Source organism: Streptomyces sp. SAS_272, assembly GCF_052543235.1.
The window spans coordinates 71,559-89,616 of record NZ_JBMNDR010000015.1 but is presented as its reverse complement, the minus strand read 5'-3'; the positions used below and the strand labels follow the sequence as shown (position 1 = coordinate 89,616).

Below are 18,058 nucleotides of genomic sequence, written 5' to 3'. Positions count from 1 at the left end.
GAAGATGGCGCGAGCGCGAGTCAGGCGGGCGCGGGTGAGGCGTGCGCGGGTGAGGCGAACGGGCGCGCTCAGTCGTCCTTGAGCACGAACGACGCCTGCGCCTTCGCGAAGCCAGGGGCTTGCGCCTCGAGGAGATACGTACCGGCCTTGGCCGTCCCGGCCGGCGGCGTCGCGCACTGGGGGGCGCTCGGCCTGCGGTCCCACTTCACGGTGTAGGTGAAGCTCTGCCCGGCCGGCACCCGGTACAGCAGGCTCCCGGAGACCTTGGGACAGTCGGCGGAGGACCAGTAGTCCTCGTCGCCGGCCGCCTGAGTGATCGTCAGCACCGCCCGCTTCGGGCCGAGATCGACCTTGCAGTCGCTCGCCGAGCTGTTCTTCGCGATCAGCTGGAAGGTCGGCGTCTGGTCGGGCGAGTAGTCGTTGCGGACGCTGCGCAGCGTCCAAGTGACCGCGCCCGCGGTGCAGTCGGGGAGAGTGGTGCCGACAGGCAGCGTCGTGGCGGTACCCGCGCCGCCACCGCCGGCACCGTTCGCGTCGGCGCCTGCCGCATTGCCGTCACCGCTGCCGTTGGCGCCGTCGTCGGTGTCTCCGGCGCCGGCGCCGGCCGAGCCACCGCCCGAACCGCCTGAACCGGCGCCCGCGTCCGCACCCGATCCGCCGGTGGACCCCGTGCCCGACTCGTCGCGTCCGCCCGGGTTCTGGCTGATCGCGGGCCCGGATCCGGACGGTCCGGGCGTGATGGACGAGGCGGGGTTCTTGCCGTTGCCCTTGCCGGCGCCGTTCCTGCCGCCGCCCCCGCCCGAGGTGACCACCCACAAGGTCAGCAACGCCAACAGGGCGAACACGGACAGCAGTACGACCCTCCGTCGCCAGTAGATGGAGGAGGGAAGCGGCCCGACCGGATTGCGCAGAGATCCCACGGCGCAAACTGTACGAGAGATCGTGGTGTTCACCGGCCCCACCCGCCGCTGGGAACACAACTTTTCCGGATCATCATCCCGGAAACCGTTCTCGCACGCCCGACTTCCGCCCGCGAGGTCATCGCTCCTTGACGATCGCCCCGCCGCACCCACGGCCTCACCTCCGGCACGCGCGCGTGAAGCGCCCCTGCGCCCGTCCCGGCCGAGTGGCGGTGCACGCGCGGGCGCCGGTGGGCATGGCAGGATCGGAAGAGTCATGACTGCGCCCACGAAGCCCCCGCACAGCAGCCCCGCCCGGACCGACGCCGACGTCCTCGGAGCGGACCTGCACTCCCCCGTGATCGACTGGTTCGACGACAACGCCCGCGACCTGCCCTGGCGACGCCCCGAGGCCGGCGCGTGGGGCGTGATGGTCAGCGAGTTCATGCTCCAGCAGACGCCGGTCAGCCGGGTCCTGCCGGTCTACGAGCAGTGGCTCGCCCGCTGGCCGCGCCCCGCCGACCTGGCCGCCGAGGCCCCGGGCGAGGCGGTACGCGCCTGGGGGCGGCTCGGCTACCCGCGCCGCGCCCTGCGGCTGCACGGCGCCGCGACGGCGATAACGGAACGGCACGACGGCGACGTGCCGTCCGGCCACGCCCAGCTGCTCGCGCTGCCCGGGATCGGCGAGTACACGGCCGCGGCCGTCGCCTCCTTCGCGTACGGGCAGCGGCACGCCGTTCTGGACACCAACGTCCGCCGCGTCTTCGCGCGCGCCGTGACGGGCGTGCAGTACCCGCCGAACGCCACCACGGCCGCCGAGCGCAAACTCGCCCGGGCCCTGCTGCCCGACGACGAGCCGACGGCGGCGCGTTGGGCGGCGGCGTCCATGGAGCTCGGCGCGCTCGTGTGCACGGCCAGGAACGAGACGTGCGTGCGCTGCCCGATCGCCGCGCTGTGCGCGTGGCGGCTCGCGGGCAAGCCGGAGCACGACGGTCCGCCGCGCCGCGGTCAGACGTACGCCGGCACCGACCGGCAGGTCAGGGGCAAGCTCCTCGCCGTCCTGCGGGACGCGCACACGCCCGTGCCGCAGACCGCCCTCGACCGCGTGTGGCACGAGCCGGTGCAACGCGCGCGTGCGCTGGACGGGCTCGTCGCGGACGGACTGGTGGAGCCGCTGCCCGGCGGGCTGTACCGCCTGCCGCTGAGCTGACCGCCACCCGGCCGACCGCCGCCGAGCCGCCTGCCGCTGAGCCGACCGCCGCCGAGCTGACGCATGGTCACTTCACAGGCAACGGCGCCCTTCACAGACTTCACCGAGCCGTGACCGCGTCTGTGTCACACACGACGAGGGGGCAAAACGCCCCATACTTGGACCATCGCGCCCGCCTCTCTACCCAGAACTCATTTCCGTTACACAACCGACGGACAGCCGAGCGCTAGCCGCAGGCTGCTTCGGACAGCCCCGTGACAACACCTCCGTAGCTTCGTTTGCGTGCCCACCGAGAACGCCGGGCCACCGACCACAGCAGGAACCGGCAGGCGACAGCCAGTCGGAACGGGGAAAAGACGGAGGGGTTCACCATGGCGCAGGGCGAGGTGCTCGAGTTCGAGGAATACGTCCGCACGCGGCAGGACGCGCTGCTGCGCAGCGCCCGACGTCTGGTCCCGGACCCGGTCGACGCACAGGACCTCCTGCAGACCGCGCTGGCCCGCACGTACGGCCGCTGGGACGGCATCGCGGACAAGCGACTCGCGGACGCCTACCTGCGCCGGGTCATGATCAACACGCGCACCGAGTGGTGGCGGGCCCGCAAGCTGGACGAAGTGCCGACCGAGCAGCTCCCGGACGCCCGGGTGGACGACTCCACCGAGCAGCACGCCGACCGCGCCCTGCTGATGGACGCGATGAAAGTGCTGGCTCCGAAGCAGCGCAGCGTCGTGGTGCTGCGACACTGGGAGCAGATGTCCACGGAGGAGACCGCCGCTGCCCTCGGCATGTCGGCGGGAACGGTCAAGAGCACGCTGCACCGGGCGCTCGCCCGGCTCCGCGAGGAGCTGGAGGCCCGCGACCTGGACGCACGCGCGCTGGAGCGTGAGGAGCGGGAGCGTTGCACGGCGGCCTGACCGACAAGGGCGGTGTCGATGGCCCCGTCGTCCGCCCTGGGGGCAGGCGGCGAGGCGCCGGGGGATCCTTCGACATGCACCAGGGGCCGACACCGGCCCGAGGCGCCATCCAGGCGGCGACCACGGCGATGGCCGTGCTCGCCGCCCTTGCCCTTTTCGTCTCGGCCTGCGCCACCGGCGGCACCGGCGCACGCGACGAGGGGCCGGCGCACGGCGACGCGGTGGCAGGCGCCACGCCTGTGCCCCAGGCCGCCTCCTCCGAGAGCCTCGACCAGTCGGACGCGGTCCAGCTCGTCAAGGACGACCCGGCGGTCTCTGCCGAGGTCAAGGGCGGCCTCAAGCCCTGCGTCGGCGACGAGTACCCGGTCGACGTCTCCTACGGCAACCTGACCGGCAGCACCGGCGACGACGTCATCGTCAATGTGCTGACCTGCGGTGACGCGGTCGGCGTGGGCTCCTACGTGTACCGCGAGAGCGACGACGGCTACCAGAACGTGTTCAAGGCCGAGGAGCCCCCCGTCTATGCGGAGATAGACCGAGGCGACCTCGTGGTGACCAAGCAGGTGTACGAGAAGGGCGACCCGGTCTCCAGTCCGTCCGGCGAGAACGTGATCACGTACCGCTGGACCTCGGGCCGCTTCATGAAGGAGTACAGCTGGCACAACGACTACAGCAGTGTCGTCGGCGGGGAACCGACCCAGGCGCCGGAGACCGGCTGACCTGCGAGGAAGCGGGCGATCGGAAAAACCTCCGGCCGGCGTGAACCGATCGGGGTGCTCGGTGCGATCAATGAGTGGACGGGCAAGGCGGCGGCACGGGAAGTGAACGCTCGCCGTGCTTCACGCGTCCCTCCAAGGGGCGCTCCGACAGGCACCTGACAGCAGCACGAGACCGCATACGAGAACTGAGAGCACCGGGATGGCAGACCAGACCCACGTCCTGTTCGTCGAGGACGACGACGTCATCCGCGAAGCCACCCAGCTCGCCCTGGAGCGGGACGGCTTCGCGGTCACCGCGATGCCCGACGGCCTCTCCGGCCTGGAGGCGTTCCGGGCCGACCGACCCGACATCGCCCTGCTGGACGTGATGGTCCCCGGCCTGGACGGCGTGAGCCTGTGCCGGCGCATCCGCGACGAGTCCACAGTGCCGGTGATCATGCTGTCGGCGCGCGCCGACTCCATCGACGTCGTCCTGGGCCTGGAGGCCGGCGCCGACGACTACGTGACCAAGCCGTTCGACGGAGCGGTGCTGGTCGCGCGGATCCGCGCCGTGCTGCGCCGCTTCGGTCACGCGGGCGGCGGTGACCGCACCGAGCCCGAGGCCGCCGCCGACGGGGGTGTGCTGACCTTCGGTGACCTCGAGATCGACACCGAGGGCATGGAGGTGCGCCGGGCCGGGCAGCCGGTGGCGCTGACGCCCACCGAGATGCGGCTGCTGCTGGAGTTCTCCTCCGCTCCGGGCACGGTTCTCTCCCGCGACAAACTGCTGGAGCGGGTGTGGGACTACGGCTGGGGCGGCGACACCCGGGTCGTCGACGTCCATGTGCAGCGGCTCCGGACGAAAATCGGTCAGGACCGCATCGAGACGGTCCGCGGCTTCGGCTACAAGTTGAAGGCCTGAGCGGGGCGGGGACAGGGATATGCGGGGGATGATCGAGCGCCTGGTACCGGCGCGCGCAGCAGGCGCGGGCATCCGCACGGGGCTGCGATGGAAGCTGAGTGCGGCGATCGCGCTGGTCGGTGCGTTGGTGGCGGTCGCGCTCAGCCTCGTCGTGCACAACGCCGCGCGCGTGTCCATGCTGGACAACGCCCGCGACCTCGCCGACGAGCGGGTGCAGATCGCCCAACGCAACTACGAGCAGTCCGGACGGCTGAACTTCCCCAACATCAAGATCGACGACCCCGGTCTGCCGACGTCGCTGCGGCACAAGATGCAGGAGGGGCGCCGGGCCACGTTCGTCTCCGACCACACCGGCGCAGTGCCCGACATCTGGGCCGCCGTGCCGGTCAAGGACGGGCATGTGCTGTCCCTGCACACCGGGTTCACCGACCGCAGCACGGACATCCTGAACGACCTCGACCAGGCCCTGGTGATCGGTTCCATCGCGGTCGTCCTCGGCGGCAGCGCGCTCGGGGTGCTGATCGGCGGGCAGCTCTCGCGCCGGCTGCGCAAGGCGGCGGCCGCGGCCAACCAGGTCGCCAGGGGCGAGTCGGACGTCCGCGTCCGGGACGCCATCGGCGGGGTCGTACGGGACGAGACCGACGACCTGGCGAGGGCCGTGGACGCCATGGCGGACACGTTGCAGGAGCGGCTGGAGGCCGAGCGCCGGGTCACCGCGGACATCGCGCACGAGCTGCGCACCCCGGTGACGGGACTGCTGACGGCCGCCGAACTGCTGCCCCCCGGCCGGCCGACGGAACTGGTCCTGGACCGGGCGAAGGCCATGCGCACCCTTGTGGAGGACGTGCTGGAGGTGGCCCGTCTCGACGGCGCCTCGGAACGCGCCGAGCTGCAGGACATCATCCTGGGCGAGTTCGTGGCCCGGCGGGTGGCCGCGAAGGACCCGGAGGCCGAGGTGCGGGTCGTGCACGAGTCCGTGGTCACGACCGACCCGCGCCGCCTGGAGCGGGTCCTGTTCAACCTGCTGGCCAACGCCGCCCGGCACGGCAAGCCGCCCATCCAGGTCAGCGTCGAGGGGCGGGTCATCCGGGTCCGTGACCACGGTCCCGGTTTCCCGCAGGACCTGCTCGCCGAGGGGCCGAGCCGGTTCCGCACCGGAAGCATCGACCGCGCAGGGCGCGGGCACGGTCTCGGCCTCACCATCGCGGCCGGCCAGGCCCGCGTCCTGGGCGCCCGGCTGACGTTTCGCAACGTACGGCCGGCCGGAGCCGCGGAGCACATACCCTCCGAGGGCGCCGTCGCCGTCCTGTGGCTGCCCGAGCACGCCCCGACGAACACGGGCAGCTATCCGGTGATGCCGTAGGCCACCGGGGCCCGCGGAGGCTCACACCGGGGGCCGGCGAGGCCCGCGGAGGCTCACCGGAGGCCGGCGAGGCCCGCGGAGGCTCACCGGGGGCCGCGGCGAGCCCGCGGGAGCCCCTGGGATGGCCGGCGAGGCCCGCGGAAGCCCCCTCACCCCAGGCACCGGGGCCTACGCAAGTCCACCGGCCCGCGGAAGTCGCGCAACCGTGGCGGCCCACCGGATCACCGGGCCGCCAGGCCCGACGGCGTGGCGGAGTGGCGGAGTGCCGGATGCCCCGGCAGGACGGGTCCGACCGAACGGATGCCACAGCCGACGGGCGCGACCGCCGGACATCTGAGACCGCCGGACAGCTGAGACGGCCGGACGGATCCAGGGCCGGACGGATTAAGGGCCGGGCAGGTCCGACGCGGGCACACGGAGAAGGCCCCCCGGGGCGGACACCGCGGGAGGCCTTCGGTCGTCGTGGCCGGGTCAGACGGCCTCGACCACGGGCGGCTGGGTGGCCGTGGCGTCGGTCGGGGCGTCGGGCTTCTGCGGCCCGGCGCCCTTCAGCGGGACTTCCTTGACGAACACCGCCGCCGCCAGCGCGCCCACCGCCACGACGGCGCCCAGCAGGAACGCCGAGTGCGTGCCGGCCGACACCGCGTGCTGGTAGGCCTCACGGGCCGCAGCCGGAAGCTTCGCCAGGCTGGCCGCGTCCAGCTGAGCGGACTGTTCGGTGATCTTGGAGCCCAGCGCACCGGCCCGCTCGCTCATGACGTCCTGGACCCGGTTGTTGAACAGGGCGCCCATGATCGCGACGCCGAACGACGAGCCGAGCGTGCGGAAGAGGGTGGTGGACGAGGACGCGACGCCCATGTCCTTCATCTCGACGCTGTTCTGGGCGACCAGCATCGTGATCTGCATCAGGCAGCCCATGCCCAGGCCGACGACGGCCATGAAGACGCCGGAGGTGAGACGGCTGGTCCCGGTGTCCATCGTCGACAGCAGATACAGGCCGACCACCATCAGGGCGCTGCCGACTACCGGGAAGACGTAGTACCTGCCGCTGTTCGTGGTCACCCGGCCCGCGACCATCGAGGTGACGAGCATCGCGCCGAGCATCGGCAGGAGCAGCAGGCCGGAGTTGGTCGCGGAGGCGCCCTGCACCGACTGCTGGTACAGCGGCAGGAAGAGCGTGGCGCCGAACATCACGAAGCCGGTGATGAAGCCGATGAGCGACATCAGGGTGAAGTTGCGGCTGCGGAAGATGTGCAGCGGGACGATCGGCTCGGCAGCCCTGGTCTGCCAGAACACGAACCCGATGAGCGAGGCGACGCCGATCCCGATGAGTTCCATGATCCGCGCGGACGTCCACGCGTACTCCGTGCCGCCCCAGGTGGTGACCAGGACGATGGAGGTGATGCCGACGGTCAGCAGCGTCGCGCCCAGGTAGTCGATCCTCGACTGCGAGCGCTTCTTCGGCAGGTGCAGGACGGCGCTGATGAGGGACAGCGAGACCACGCCGAGCGGCAGGTTGATGTAGAAGGACCAGCGCCAGCCCCAGTTGTCGGTGATGGTGCCGCCGACCAGCGGGCCGCCGATCATCGCGAGCGCCATGACGCCGGCCATCATGCCCTGGTACTTGCCGCGCTCGCGGGGCGGGATCAGGTCGCCGATGATCGCCATGACGCCGACCATCAGACCACCCGCGCCGAGGCCCTGGACCGCGCGGAAGCCGATCAGTTCGCCCATGTTCTGGGCCATGCCGCTCAGCGCGGACCCGATCAGGAAGATGACGATCGACGCCATGAAGGCGCCCTTGCGCCCGTACATGTCGCCGATCTTGCCCCAGATCGGGGTGGAGGCGGCGGTGGCGAGGGTGTACGAGGTCACGACCCAGGAAAGGTGTTCGAGACCTCCCAGATCGCCGACGATCGTCGGCATCGCCGTGCCCACGATCATGTTGTCGAGCATCGCGAGCATCATCGTGATCATGAGTGCCAGCAGGACGACCCGCACACTCCTGGGCTGTTTCTCGGCTTCCGTATCGGTCGTCTGCGTGTCCGCCATCGTTCCCACTCCCCTGGACCACTCACCGCCGCCGGCCACTTACTTGCCGCCCGGCTAGTTCACTACACTGGGGAAGGTAGGCCTGTAACTAGCCGGGCGTCAAGTAAGTTTTCTACGACGAGCCGGCCGGACGGCACCTGATTTTTCGCGGGAGCCCGAGACGTACGAGGATGGACGTCACCATGGACGGCACCAAGCAGCAGCGTCGCGGCAACACCCGCCAGCGCATCCAGGACGTGGCACTCGAACTCTTCGCCGAACAGGGCTACGAGAAGACCTCGCTCCGCGAGATCGCGGAGCGCCTGGAGGTCACCAAGGCGGCCCTTTACTACCACTTCAAGACCAAGGAAGAGATCACCGTCAGCATCTTCACGGATCTGACGAAGCCGATCGAGGACCTGATCGAGTGGGGCAGGAGCCAGCCGCACACCCTGGAGACCAAGCACGAACTCGTGCGCCGCTACAGCCGGGCCCTCTCCGAGGCGGCCCCGCTCTTCCGCTTCATGCAGGAGAACCAGGCGACGGTGCGCGAGCTCCAGATCGGCGACTCGTTCAAGGACCGCATGCGGAGCCTGCGCGACATCATCATCGACCCGGAGGCCCCGCTGACCGACCAGGTCCGCTGCGTGAGCGCCATCTTCACGCTGCACGCCGGCATGTTCTTCCTGCAGGACCTCGAAGGCGACCCCGAGGAGAAGCGGCTGGCCGTCCTCGAGGTCGCCGTCGATCTGGTGACCCAGGCGCACCAGGGCGCCTGATCACGCCGGCGTCAGACCTTCACGCCCTTGGAGTGCAGGAAGGTGACCGGGTTGATCGCCGAACCGTAGTTGGCGGTCGTACGGATCTCGAAGTGCAGGTGCGGACCGCTGGAGTTGCCGGTGCTGCCGGACAGCGCGATCTTCTGGCCGGTCTTCACGACCTGGCCTATCTTCACGTCGATGCGCGAGAGGTGGGCGTACTGCGAGTAGACGCCGTTGGCGTGCTTGATCACGATGGCGTTGCCGTAGGCCGGGCCGTCGCCGGCGCCGTTGCCGCCGGCCTTGACCACGGTGCCGCCGTGGGCGGCCATGACCTTGGTGCCGCTCGGCACGGCGAAGTCCTGACCGCTGTGGGTGGACTGCCACATCTTGCCGGCCTGGGCGAACCCGGCGGACAGCGTGTACTTCTTCACCGGGTCGACCCACGAGGCCGAAACGGCCTTCTTGGCGGCGGCGGGCGCCGCGGCGGGGGCGGCGGCGGACGCCACTCCGGTCCCCAGCACGACCGAGGCGCCCACTGCGGCGGCCCCGACGGCCACGCGGGTGCGGAGCAGGGACGTACGGGAAGAACGGAACGTGACGCGCTGGAACATGAAGACCTCATGGGGAAGGGGACAGAGGAAACCACCCGGCGTGAACGTCCGCCGCAGTGGCCATCCCTTGGTAACCCCGAGGCCCATGAGGGCTCAAACGTGTGATCTACGACGGAAGCTAGTACTTCATCCCAAAACTTCCCACTTCTTGACAGATCGCCCCTTCCGGACACTTTCGACATCACCCAGGCCAGGAGGCCCGCGCGACACCTCGGGCCCTTGAGTCGATGTCCTTTTTGTTCTGTTTCGCGATGGGACTATCCGGCCTAGTAGGGCTCAAATCCCTTGTGCGGCATGTCACCGGCCGCCCACCTCAAGGGACTTCGGAATGTGACGGCGGCTACTCCCGCACCCCATAGGGCACTTGTGACCCCGGTCACGATTGCGTGCACGGGTCTGTGACGGGCCTCTCAGTCGGCTCTACCGTCCAGTAACCCGCTGGTTTCCCCCGGTAACCCCTTGGTTCCCCGCAAGTCATCCCCACCGATCAGCATGCCCACGACACCGGCAGCGCAAGGACGCGAGAGGACCCCACACATGACCAGAGGCACCTGGAAGCGCCGCATCGCCATGACCGCCGTAGCCACGGCCGCCGCCACTGCCCTGGCCGTCCCGGTCGGAGCCCAGGCCGCGACGGCCGCCGGCGCCTCCACCGCCACTGCCACCGCCTCCGCCGCGGCGGCGGACGTCGACTACGCGACCTGGCAGCAGGACTGTCAGACGGTGATGAACCAGGCCCTGCCGGCGCTGAAGCAGCGGATCGCCGCCGCCACGCCGGGCGAGAAGCAGGCGATCGTCTTCGACATCGACAACACCACCCTGGAGACCGACTACGGCTTCAGCTACCCGGCGCCGGCCAACAAGCCCGTCCTCGAGGTGGCCAAGTACGCCCAGGAGCACGGCGTCTCCCTGTTCTTCGTCACCGCCCGCCCGGGCATCATCTCCGGGGTGACGGACTACAACCTCAAGTCCGTCGGCTACAAGGTCTCCGGCCTGTACGTACGCGGCTTCCTCGACCTCTTCAAGGACGTCGCCGCCTACAAGACCGCTCAGCGCGTCACCATCGAGTCCAAGGGCTACACGATCATCGCGAACATCGGCAACAGCGCCACCGACCTCTCGGGCGGCCACGCCGAGACGACGTACAAGCTGCCCGACTACAACGGCCAGCTGTCGTAGGAGCGCATGCGAAAGGGGCCGGTGCTGTGCAGCACCGGCCCCTTTCGCGGGCTCAACCCCTGGCGGGTCAGGCGTCCTTGCTCAGGTTCGGTCCGGCGCCGCCGGCCGCCTGCTCGATCGGCGGGACGTCGGGCAGCGCCGACTTCTCCTCGCCGCGGAAGGTGAAGGTCTTGGTTTCACCCTCGCCCTCGGTGTCCACGACCACGATGTGACCGGGGCGCAGCTCGCCGAAGAGGATCTTCTCCGACAGCGTGTCCTCGATCTCGCGCTGGATCGTGCGACGCAGCGGCCGCGCGCCCAGCACCGGGTCGTAACCCTTCTTGGACAGCAGCTCCTTGGCGGACTGGGAGAGCTCGATGCCCATGTCCCGGTCCTTGAGTCGCTCGTCGACCTTGCCGACCATCAGGTCGACGATCTTGAGGATGTCCTCCTGCGTGAGCTGCGGGAAGACGACCACGTCGTCGACGCGGTTGAGGAACTCGGGGCGGAAGTGCTGCTTGAGCTCGTCCGACACCTTGTTCTTCATGCGCTCGTAGTTGGTCTTCGAGTCGCCCGAGGCGGCGAAGCCCAGGTTGAAGCCCTTGGAGATGTCCCGGGTGCCGAGGTTGGTCGTCATGATGATGACCGTGTTCTTGAAGTCCACGACCCGGCCCTGGGAGTCGGTCAGGCGACCGTCCTCCAGGATCTGCAGCAGCGAGTTGAAGATGTCCGGGTGCGCCTTCTCGACCTCGTCGAAGAGGACGACGGAGAACGGCTTGCGGCGGACCTTCTCGGTCAGCTGCCCGCCCTCTTCGTAACCCACGTATCCGGGGGGCGAACCGAAGAGACGCGAGACCGTGTGCTTCTCGCTGAACTCCGACATGTCGAGGGAGATCAGCGCGTCCTCGTCGCCGAAGAGGAACTCGGCGAGCGCCTTGGACAGCTCGGTCTTACCGACGCCGGACGGGCCGGCGAAGATGAACGAACCACCGGGACGCTTCGGGTCCTTCAGACCGGCACGCGTACGGCGGATCGCCTTCGACAGCGCCTTGACGGCGTCGACCTGGCCGATGACCCGCTTGTGGAGCTCGTCCTCCATGCGCAGCAGACGCGAGGACTCCTCCTCGGTCAGCTTGAAGACCGGGATGCCGGTGGCGGTCGCGAGGACCTCGGCGATCAGCTCGCCGTCGACCTCGGCCACGACGTCCATGTCGCCGGCCTTCCACTCCTTCTCCCGCTTGGCCTTGGCGGCCAGGAGCTGCTTCTCCTTGTCGCGCAGGGAGGCGGCCTTCTCGAAGTCCTGCGAGTCGATCGCGGACTCCTTGTCGCGGCGGACGCCGGCGATCTTCTCGTCGAACTCGCGCAGGTCCGGCGGAGCGGTCATCCGGCGGATGCGCATCCGGGAGCCGGCCTCGTCGATCAGGTCGATCGCCTTGTCCGGAAGGAAGCGGTCCGAGATGTACCGGTCGGCCAGGGTGGCGGCCTGGACCAGCGCCTCGTCGGTGATCGAGACGCGGTGGTGCGCCTCGTACCGGTCCCGCAGACCCTTCAGGATCTCGATCGTGTGCGGCAGGGACGGCTCGGCGACCTGGATGGGCTGGAAGCGGCGCTCGAGGGCCGCGTCCTTCTCCAGGTGCTTGCGGTACTCGTCCAGCGTGGTGGCGCCGATGGTCTGCAGCTCACCACGGGCCAGCATCGGCTTCAGGATCGAGGCGGCGTCGATGGCGCCCTCGGCGGCACCCGCACCGACCAGCGTGTGCAGCTCGTCGATGAACAGGATGATGTCGCCGCGGGTGCGGATCTCCTTGAGGACCTTCTTCAGGCGCTCCTCGAAGTCACCGCGGTAGCGGGAGCCGGCGACCAGCGCGCCGAGGTCCAGGGTGTAGAGGTGCTTGTCCTTGAGGGTCTCGGGCACCTCGCCCTTGACGATGGCCTGGGCGAGGCCCTCGACGACGGCGGTCTTGCCGACGCCGGGCTCGCCGATGAGCACCGGGTTGTTCTTGGTGCGGCGGGACAGCACCTGCATGACCCGCTCGATCTCCTTCTCGCGCCCGATGACCGGGTCGAGCTTGGACTCACGAGCGGCCTGGGTGAGGTTCCGGCCGAACTGGTCGAGGACCAGGGACGTCGAGGGAGTGCCCTCGGCAGGACCGCCACTGGCGCCGGCGGTCTCCTTGCCCTGGTAGCCGGAGAGCAGCTGGATGACCTGCTGCCGCACCCGGTTGAGGTCGGCGCCCAGCTTGACCAGGACCTGGGCGGCGACGCCCTCGCCCTCACGGATCAGGCCGAGCAGGATGTGTTCCGTGCCGATGTAGTTGTGGCCCAGCTGAAGCGCCTCGCGGAGCGACAGCTCCAGGACCTTCTTGGCACGGGGGGTGAAGGGGATGTGCCCGGACGGGGCCTGCTGCCCCTGCCCGATGATCTCCTCCACCTGCTGGCGGACCGCCTCGAGCGAAATCCCGAGGCTCTCAAGGGCCTTGGCGGCGACACCCTCACCCTCGTGGATCAGGCCCAGGAGGATGTGCTCGGTGCCGATGTAGTTGTGGTTGAGCATCCGGGCTTCTTCCTGAGCCAGGACGACAACCCGCCGCGCGCGGTCGGTGAACCTCTCGAACATCGTTAATCGCTCCTCAGAGCGGTCAGGCAGTGGGGGGAACTTCCCCTCCCTGTCCTTCCGCAGCTTAGTCCCGCAAGCGGGGACCGCTCATTCCAACTGCCGACACCGTCGATGGCCTCCTGACCCCGAACGCCGACATCTGCTCCAACCCGATGGTGCGAGACGATGTTCCCGCAGGCCAGGCAGTTACCCCAGTCGCCAGTACGCCGATGGCGAACGTGAGACGTGCCTTTCCTGCGTGTCGCCCCCTCCCACTAGGGATGTCTTACCCGCCGGGACCGACACTCCATGCCGTGGGCACCGGTTCCCTCCGCTACGGGCGAACAACCTTGCGTCTCGCGACACCCGCCCGCCCTGATCGACGGAACGGTGTGCAGTCACGGAAACACCCAGCGTAACTCGGGGGCCTTTCGGACGGTTGCACTTGGCATGGTTGGCTCAGTTCCCTCCTTGAACCCCCCGGCGGCCCGCTCGGCCTCCTCTTCACCGCCCATCGTTCCCCTCCCTCGACGGCCGTCGGATCCGGCCGACCGGATCCGTGACTGGTACGAGAACGAACTGGGCTGGGCGACGGTGCCCGGAAATCCACCGCGACTCAGGACCGGCGAGCGTTTCGACGTCCTGGACGTACCGGCGGAGGCGGGGCGCGGGGCGCTCCGGCGACTGGCGCCGGCCTCGCCGGTGGCTTTGCGGGGCGGCCGGATGCTGCTGCTGGTGGCCGCGGGCTGCGCGGAGGAGGTGCCGGGAGTCCTGGAGTGGCTGGAGTGGGGCGCGTTGCCCCTGGGCCTGACGGTGCTCGGGGCCGGCGGCCTCATCGAGGCGCCCTGGCCTGCGGACCCGGCTCCCTGCCGTGCCACCGGGTCGGACCGCGGGCCGGTGCAGGGGGCCGCCGTGTGGTTGCGGCCCCCCGTTGCAGGGCGCGAGGTCGAGGCCTCGCTGCCGACCATGTCGGCGCTGGGGGGCGTGGGTGACGCCCCCGATCTGGTACGGCTGGTGGACACGCTGGCGACGCAATGCCACCGTGTCCGGCTGCTGGGCGCGTGCGCTCAGCCGTTGGCCTTCTCGTAGGCCTCGCGAATGGTCGCCGGAACACGGCCGCGGTCATTGACCTCGAAACCGTTCTCCTTGGCCCACGCGCGGATCTGAGCGGTGTCCTGGCTTCCGCCGGAAGCGGCGCGCGCCTTTCCGCGCCCACCCGCGGCACGACCGCCGGTACGTCGGCCGCCCTTCACGTAGGGCTCGAGAAGTCCACGCAGCTTGTCCGCATTGGTGGTCGTGAGATCGATCTCGTAGGTCTTGCCGTCCAACGCGAACGTCACGGTCTCGTCCGCCTCGCCGCCGTCGAGGTCGTCGACAAGAAGGACCTGAACCTTCTGTGCCACCGGATTTCCTTTCATCGAAAACGTGAGGGTCGGGGTCCGCGGCGTCCGCCGTTTAGCCGCGCCCTGTTATATGCAGTACTGCAGTACGTCGGAAAGCAAACCGCTTTTGCTGGGAAAACACAAACCCTCGGCCAAGGCTGACGGCCCGCACACCGACCGGAAACGTGCGCGTTTCGGACATAGGGAACCCGGGCAAGGCAGGTCGGCGGGAATGAGTGCGACGATCACAGATGCAGAAGCATCCGACTGTTGCCCAAGGTGTTCGGTTTCACTCGTTCGAGTCCGAGGAACTCAGCGACACCCTCGTCATAGGAACGCAGCAGCTCCGCGTAGACATCGGTGTCGACCGGCGTCTCACCGATCTCCACGAACCCGTGCTTGGCGAAGAAGTCCACTTCGAAGGTGAGGCAGAAAACCCGGCGAACGCCGAGCCAACGTGCGGTGTGGACCAACTTCTCCAACAACCGGTGCCCGACGCCCGCGCCCTTCAGCCCCGGCTTCACCGCGAGAGTCCGCACTTCCGCCAGGTCTTCCCACATGACGTGCAGGGCGCCGCAGCCGACCACCTCGGCGTTGTCGTCGCGTTCGGCGACCCAGAACTCCTGGATGTCCTCGTAAAGCGTGACGGTCGCTTTGTCGAGCAGGATGCCGCCGCGGACGTAGGCGTCGAGGAGACGGCGCACTACGGGGACATCGCCGGTCCGGGCCCGCCGGACGGTGATGGCTTTAGCGGTGACTTCGGGGTTCTCGGCCGAGGGACGCTCTGCTGACATGTACGGACGCTATCGCCCGTCGTGCTCCGTCGCCGAGGCGGGGTTCTCCGCGGCGCCGCCCTTACCGGCCTCGGTCTGCGCACTCGGCGCAGCGGGTGCACTCGACGTTGTTGCGGGTTCTGTGGTTTCCGGGCCTTGGACCATGCGCACGGCGTCGCTCAGCGCACGTCGCTGTTCGTCGCTCATCATCCCGAAGAACGCGACGAGAGCTGCGGCGGGGTTGTCGCTCTGCGCCCAGGCGTCGTTCATCAGGGCGGCGGCGTAGGCGGCCCGGGTGGAGACCGCCTCATATCGATAGGCCCGCCCTTCCGCTTCACGGCGCACCCAGCCCTTCTGATGGAGATTGTCCAAAACGGTCATCACGGTGGTGTACGCGATGGACCGTTCCTGCTGAAGGTCTTCCAGGACTTCTCGAACGGTGACCGGGCGGTTCCACTTCCACACCCGCGTCATGACCGCGTCTTCGAGTTCTCCCAATGGGCGAGGCACAGCTCAGAACAATAGTGGGAGATCACCCCAATCGCGTGCCGGACGTGCACTTTCACCGGCAAACGACAACAAAAAGGGCGCGCGGCTCCGAAAGGAGCCACGCGCCTCGGAGGGCGGCGGAGCGCTGAGGGGCGGTCAGGCCTCCGGGGTCACGGAGGCCTGGCGGGTCCCCTCCGCGCGCGCGAGGGCCGCGTCGACGGCCGCGTCCTCCTTGGCCTTGTTGGCGCCGCCCTGGGTCTTCACGATCACCCTGATCAGGCCGATGAAGAACACCGCCATGACGACGGGGGGCAGCAACGCGGAGACGTAGTCCATGGAACCAGGGTAGCCAGGGAGGAACGGGACATCGGGGCGGGGTGGGCCGGGATCAGCCGACGGCGAGTCGCCGCTGCTCCGGGTCGGCGCGCGGCGGGGTCGGCCTGCGGCGCGGGAAGACCTCGCCCGGCGTGGGGACGGGCCGCCGTGCGGGCTCCGGGGCGGCGGGCTCGGCGGGCACGGGACCGGGACCGGGACCCGGTGTGGTCGGCTTCCCGGCGGGCTTCTTCCGCGGCTCCTCCTTCGGCCCGCCGCCGGGGTCCGCGCCGGCCGCGGAACCCGCGGAAGCCGCGGAACCCGCCGGAACACGGACGGGCGGCTCCTCGGAGAGGCCCCCAGGGAGGGCCAGGAGGCGCCTACGGGACGCCGGCACGGTCGCGGTGACCGCCGGGGCCCTGCGGGCCGCACGACCGGCGAGCCGGGCGCGTACGTCCTGCTCGGCGAGCGTCTGGCAGCGTTCCAGGAGGGCCGCGCCCACCGGGTTGCCGCGCAGGGCGCGCAGAGCGGCGAGATCGTCGGGATCGGGCCGGTAGCCGGTGGCCAGCACCTCCTCCAGGAGCGCGAGGTAGCCGGCGGCGGTGCCGGGAAGGGCTGCGCGGTACCGGCCGAGGTCGGCCACCAGGAAGGCCCGGAGCCGGGCGGCCTCGTGCATCGCCTCGTCGAGGGACTCGGCTAGGCGATGACAGTCCTGGATGTCCTCGGCGGAGACGGGGCCGGGGTGTAGGGCGAGGGCGAGGGCGCGGCGGAGCACGCGCAGCTCCTCCGCGCCGAACGCCAGGCCGCCGCGGGATCCGTAGGGCGTGGGCATGCGGCGACGATACGCGCTAATCAGACAAATTCGACATAACGGACGGGTGTGGCGCGCCCGAATCCGCTCTGGCGGCCCCGCCGGCCGGCTCCTGCGGACGAGCCGCGCGCGGCTCCCGCCGTCGACCCGTGGTCGGCTCCCCCTGCACGACCAGCTCCCCCGCCGCCGTGCCCCCGGCCGCCCGGGTCCGGACAGGCGGCCCGGGACGGGCCCGGCGCCGGGCCCGCCGGGACGGGACGGGCGCCGCGTCGGCCGGGGCCGTTCTCCGCCCTCCCCGGCTCCGGGAGGGCGACCGGCTCACATGCGCGACACGTTCCGCTCGTACACCAGGCGCAGCCCGATCAGCGTCAGCCACGGCTCGTGCTCGTCGATCACCGAGGACTCGCCGAGCACCGTCGGCGCCAGGCCGCCGGTCGCGATCACCGTCACGTCGTCCGGGTCCTCCGCGAGTTCCCGGGCCATCCGGGTCACCACGCCGTCGACCTGGCCGGCGAAGCCGTAGACGATCCCGGACTGCATGGCCTCGACCGTGTTCTTGCCGATCACGCTCCGGGGCCGGGCCAGCTCGATCTTGCGCAGCTGCGCGGCCTTGACGCCCAGCGCGTCCACCGAGATCTCGATGCCGGGTGCGATGACCCCGCCGACGTACTCCCCGCGCGCGCTGACCGCGTCGAACGTCGTCGCCGTGCCGAAGTCGACGACGATCGCCGGACCGCCGTAGAGCTCGTTCGCCGCGACGGCGTTGATGATGCGGTCGGCGCCGACCTCCTTGGGGTTGTCGAACAGGATCGGCACGCCCGTCTTCACGCCGGGTTCGACGAGCACGGCGGGCACGTCGCCGTAGTAGCGCCGCGTCACCTCGCGCAGCTCGTGCAGCACGGACGGCACCGTGGCGCAGATCGCGATGCCGTCGATGCCGTCGCCCAGCTCGTCCCCGAGGAGGGGATGCATGCCCATCAGGCCCTGCAGGAGCACGGCCAGTTCGTCCGCCGTGCGGCGGGAGTCGGTGGAGATCCGCCAGTGCTCGACGATGTCCTCACCGTCGAAGAGGCCGAGCACGGTGTGCGTGTTGCCCACGTCGATCGTCAGCAGCATGGCCGGTCCCCG

General features: G+C 70.0%; 18 protein-coding genes. 8 read left to right on the top strand and 10 right to left on the bottom strand.

The genetic code is table 11. The features are described from left to right. Positions 1-68: 68 nt before the first annotated feature. Complete coding sequence (locus ACN6LD_RS12515; RefSeq protein ID WP_319190234.1) at positions 69-920, bottom strand: hypothetical protein; 852 nt, start codon at positions 918-920, stop codon at positions 69-71. A 256-nt stretch (positions 921-1,176) separates the two neighbouring features. Here ACN6LD_RS12515 and ACN6LD_RS12510 point away from each other — a divergent pair, with 256 nt between their 5' ends. The 5 genes from ACN6LD_RS12510 to cseC all read left to right on the top strand — a co-directional run bounded on the left by ACN6LD_RS12510 (position 1,177) and on the right by cseC (position 6,006). Then, entirely contained in the window at positions 1,177-2,109 is a 933-nt protein-coding gene (locus tag ACN6LD_RS12510; protein WP_319190232.1) for an HhH-GPD family protein, read from the top strand. Positions 2,110-2,480: 371 nt separating this feature from the next. After that, positions 2,481-3,023 carry a SigE family RNA polymerase sigma factor gene (locus ACN6LD_RS12505; RefSeq protein ID WP_057577696.1) on the top strand — a complete coding sequence of 181 codons (543 nt, stop codon included), beginning with the start codon at positions 2,481-2,483 and terminating at the stop codon, positions 3,021-3,023. A 74-nt stretch (positions 3,024-3,097) separates the two neighbouring features. Next, on the top strand, positions 3,098-3,742 hold the full coding sequence (locus tag ACN6LD_RS12500) for a hypothetical protein (protein ID WP_319190230.1): 645 nt from the start codon (positions 3,098-3,100) through the stop codon (positions 3,740-3,742). A gap of 199 nt (positions 3,743-3,941) precedes the next feature. After that, positions 3,942-4,643, top strand: a complete 702-nt coding sequence (gene cseB, locus ACN6LD_RS12495) for a two-component system response regulator CseB (RefSeq protein WP_266724723.1) — start codon at positions 3,942-3,944, stop codon at positions 4,641-4,643. 19 nt (positions 4,644-4,662) lie between these two features. Next, positions 4,663-6,006, top strand: a complete 1,344-nt coding sequence (gene cseC, locus ACN6LD_RS12490) for a two-component system sensor histidine kinase CseC (protein ID WP_415924878.1) — start codon at positions 4,663-4,665, stop codon at positions 6,004-6,006. Between the two features lie 471 nt (positions 6,007-6,477). Here the strand turns inward: cseC and ACN6LD_RS12485 are convergent, their stop codons facing one another. After that, the gene (locus ACN6LD_RS12485; RefSeq protein ID WP_319190225.1) at positions 6,478-8,058 is read right to left on the bottom strand and encodes an MDR family MFS transporter; all 1,581 of its coding nucleotides are present in this window, start codon (positions 8,056-8,058) and stop codon (positions 6,478-6,480) included. A gap of 170 nt (positions 8,059-8,228) precedes the next feature. Here ACN6LD_RS12485 and ACN6LD_RS12480 point away from each other — a divergent pair, with 170 nt between their 5' ends. Continuing rightward, positions 8,229-8,816 carry a TetR/AcrR family transcriptional regulator gene (locus ACN6LD_RS12480; protein ID WP_266724729.1) on the top strand — a complete coding sequence of 196 codons (588 nt, stop codon included), beginning with the start codon at positions 8,229-8,231 and terminating at the stop codon, positions 8,814-8,816. An 11-nt stretch (positions 8,817-8,827) separates the two neighbouring features. Here ACN6LD_RS12480 and ACN6LD_RS12475 read toward each other — a convergent pair whose 3' ends face one another. After that, entirely contained in the window at positions 8,828-9,409 is a 582-nt protein-coding gene (locus ACN6LD_RS12475) for a M23 family metallopeptidase (RefSeq protein WP_266724731.1), read from the bottom strand. A 537-nt stretch (positions 9,410-9,946) separates the two neighbouring features. Between ACN6LD_RS12475 and ACN6LD_RS12470 the strand changes: the two genes are divergently transcribed. Next, positions 9,947-10,588, top strand: coding sequence for an HAD family acid phosphatase (locus ACN6LD_RS12470; protein ID WP_319190221.1), 642 nt, complete (start codon positions 9,947-9,949; stop codon positions 10,586-10,588). A 67-nt stretch (positions 10,589-10,655) separates the two neighbouring features. Here the strand turns inward: ACN6LD_RS12470 and ACN6LD_RS12465 are convergent, their stop codons facing one another. Further along, a complete protein-coding gene (locus tag ACN6LD_RS12465) occupies positions 10,656-13,184 on the bottom strand; it encodes an ATP-dependent Clp protease ATP-binding subunit (protein WP_057577703.1) in 2,529 nt (842 codons plus the stop codon). Between the two features lie 429 nt (positions 13,185-13,613). Here ACN6LD_RS12465 and ACN6LD_RS12460 point away from each other — a divergent pair, with 429 nt between their 5' ends. Beyond that, complete coding sequence (locus ACN6LD_RS12460) at positions 13,614-14,252, top strand: SCO3374 family protein (RefSeq protein ID WP_319190218.1); 639 nt, start codon at positions 13,614-13,616, stop codon at positions 14,250-14,252. On the opposite strand, the gene ACN6LD_RS12455 is transcribed toward ACN6LD_RS12460, so the two are convergent. From ACN6LD_RS12455 to ACN6LD_RS12430, 6 genes are all read right to left on the bottom strand, one after another. Continuing rightward, positions 14,231-14,566: a histone-like nucleoid-structuring protein Lsr2 gene (locus ACN6LD_RS12455; protein WP_319190216.1), complete on the bottom strand. Its 336-nt coding sequence runs from the start codon at positions 14,564-14,566 to the stop codon at positions 14,231-14,233. The genes ACN6LD_RS12460 and ACN6LD_RS12455 overlap by 22 nt on opposite strands. 224 nt (positions 14,567-14,790) lie before the next feature. Further along, positions 14,791-15,339 carry an amino-acid N-acetyltransferase gene (locus ACN6LD_RS12450; protein ID WP_319190215.1) on the bottom strand — a complete coding sequence of 183 codons (549 nt, stop codon included), beginning with the start codon at positions 15,337-15,339 and terminating at the stop codon, positions 14,791-14,793. Between the two features lie 9 nt (positions 15,340-15,348). After that, positions 15,349-15,816, bottom strand: a complete 468-nt coding sequence (locus tag ACN6LD_RS12445; RefSeq protein ID WP_319190213.1) for a BlaI/MecI/CopY family transcriptional regulator — start codon at positions 15,814-15,816, stop codon at positions 15,349-15,351. A 147-nt stretch (positions 15,817-15,963) separates the two neighbouring features. Then, positions 15,964-16,143, bottom strand: a complete 180-nt coding sequence (locus tag ACN6LD_RS12440) for a hypothetical protein (RefSeq protein WP_057577708.1) — start codon at positions 16,141-16,143, stop codon at positions 15,964-15,966. A 52-nt stretch (positions 16,144-16,195) separates the two neighbouring features. Beyond that, a complete protein-coding gene (locus ACN6LD_RS12435) occupies positions 16,196-16,921 on the bottom strand; it encodes a hypothetical protein (RefSeq protein ID WP_445043177.1) in 726 nt (241 codons plus the stop codon). A gap of 327 nt (positions 16,922-17,248) precedes the next feature. Further along, positions 17,249-18,046 (bottom strand): type III pantothenate kinase, encoded by a 798-nt coding sequence (locus ACN6LD_RS12430; RefSeq protein ID WP_266724744.1) that lies wholly within the window; start codon positions 18,044-18,046, stop codon positions 17,249-17,251. Between the last annotated feature and the right edge of the window lie 12 nt (positions 18,047-18,058).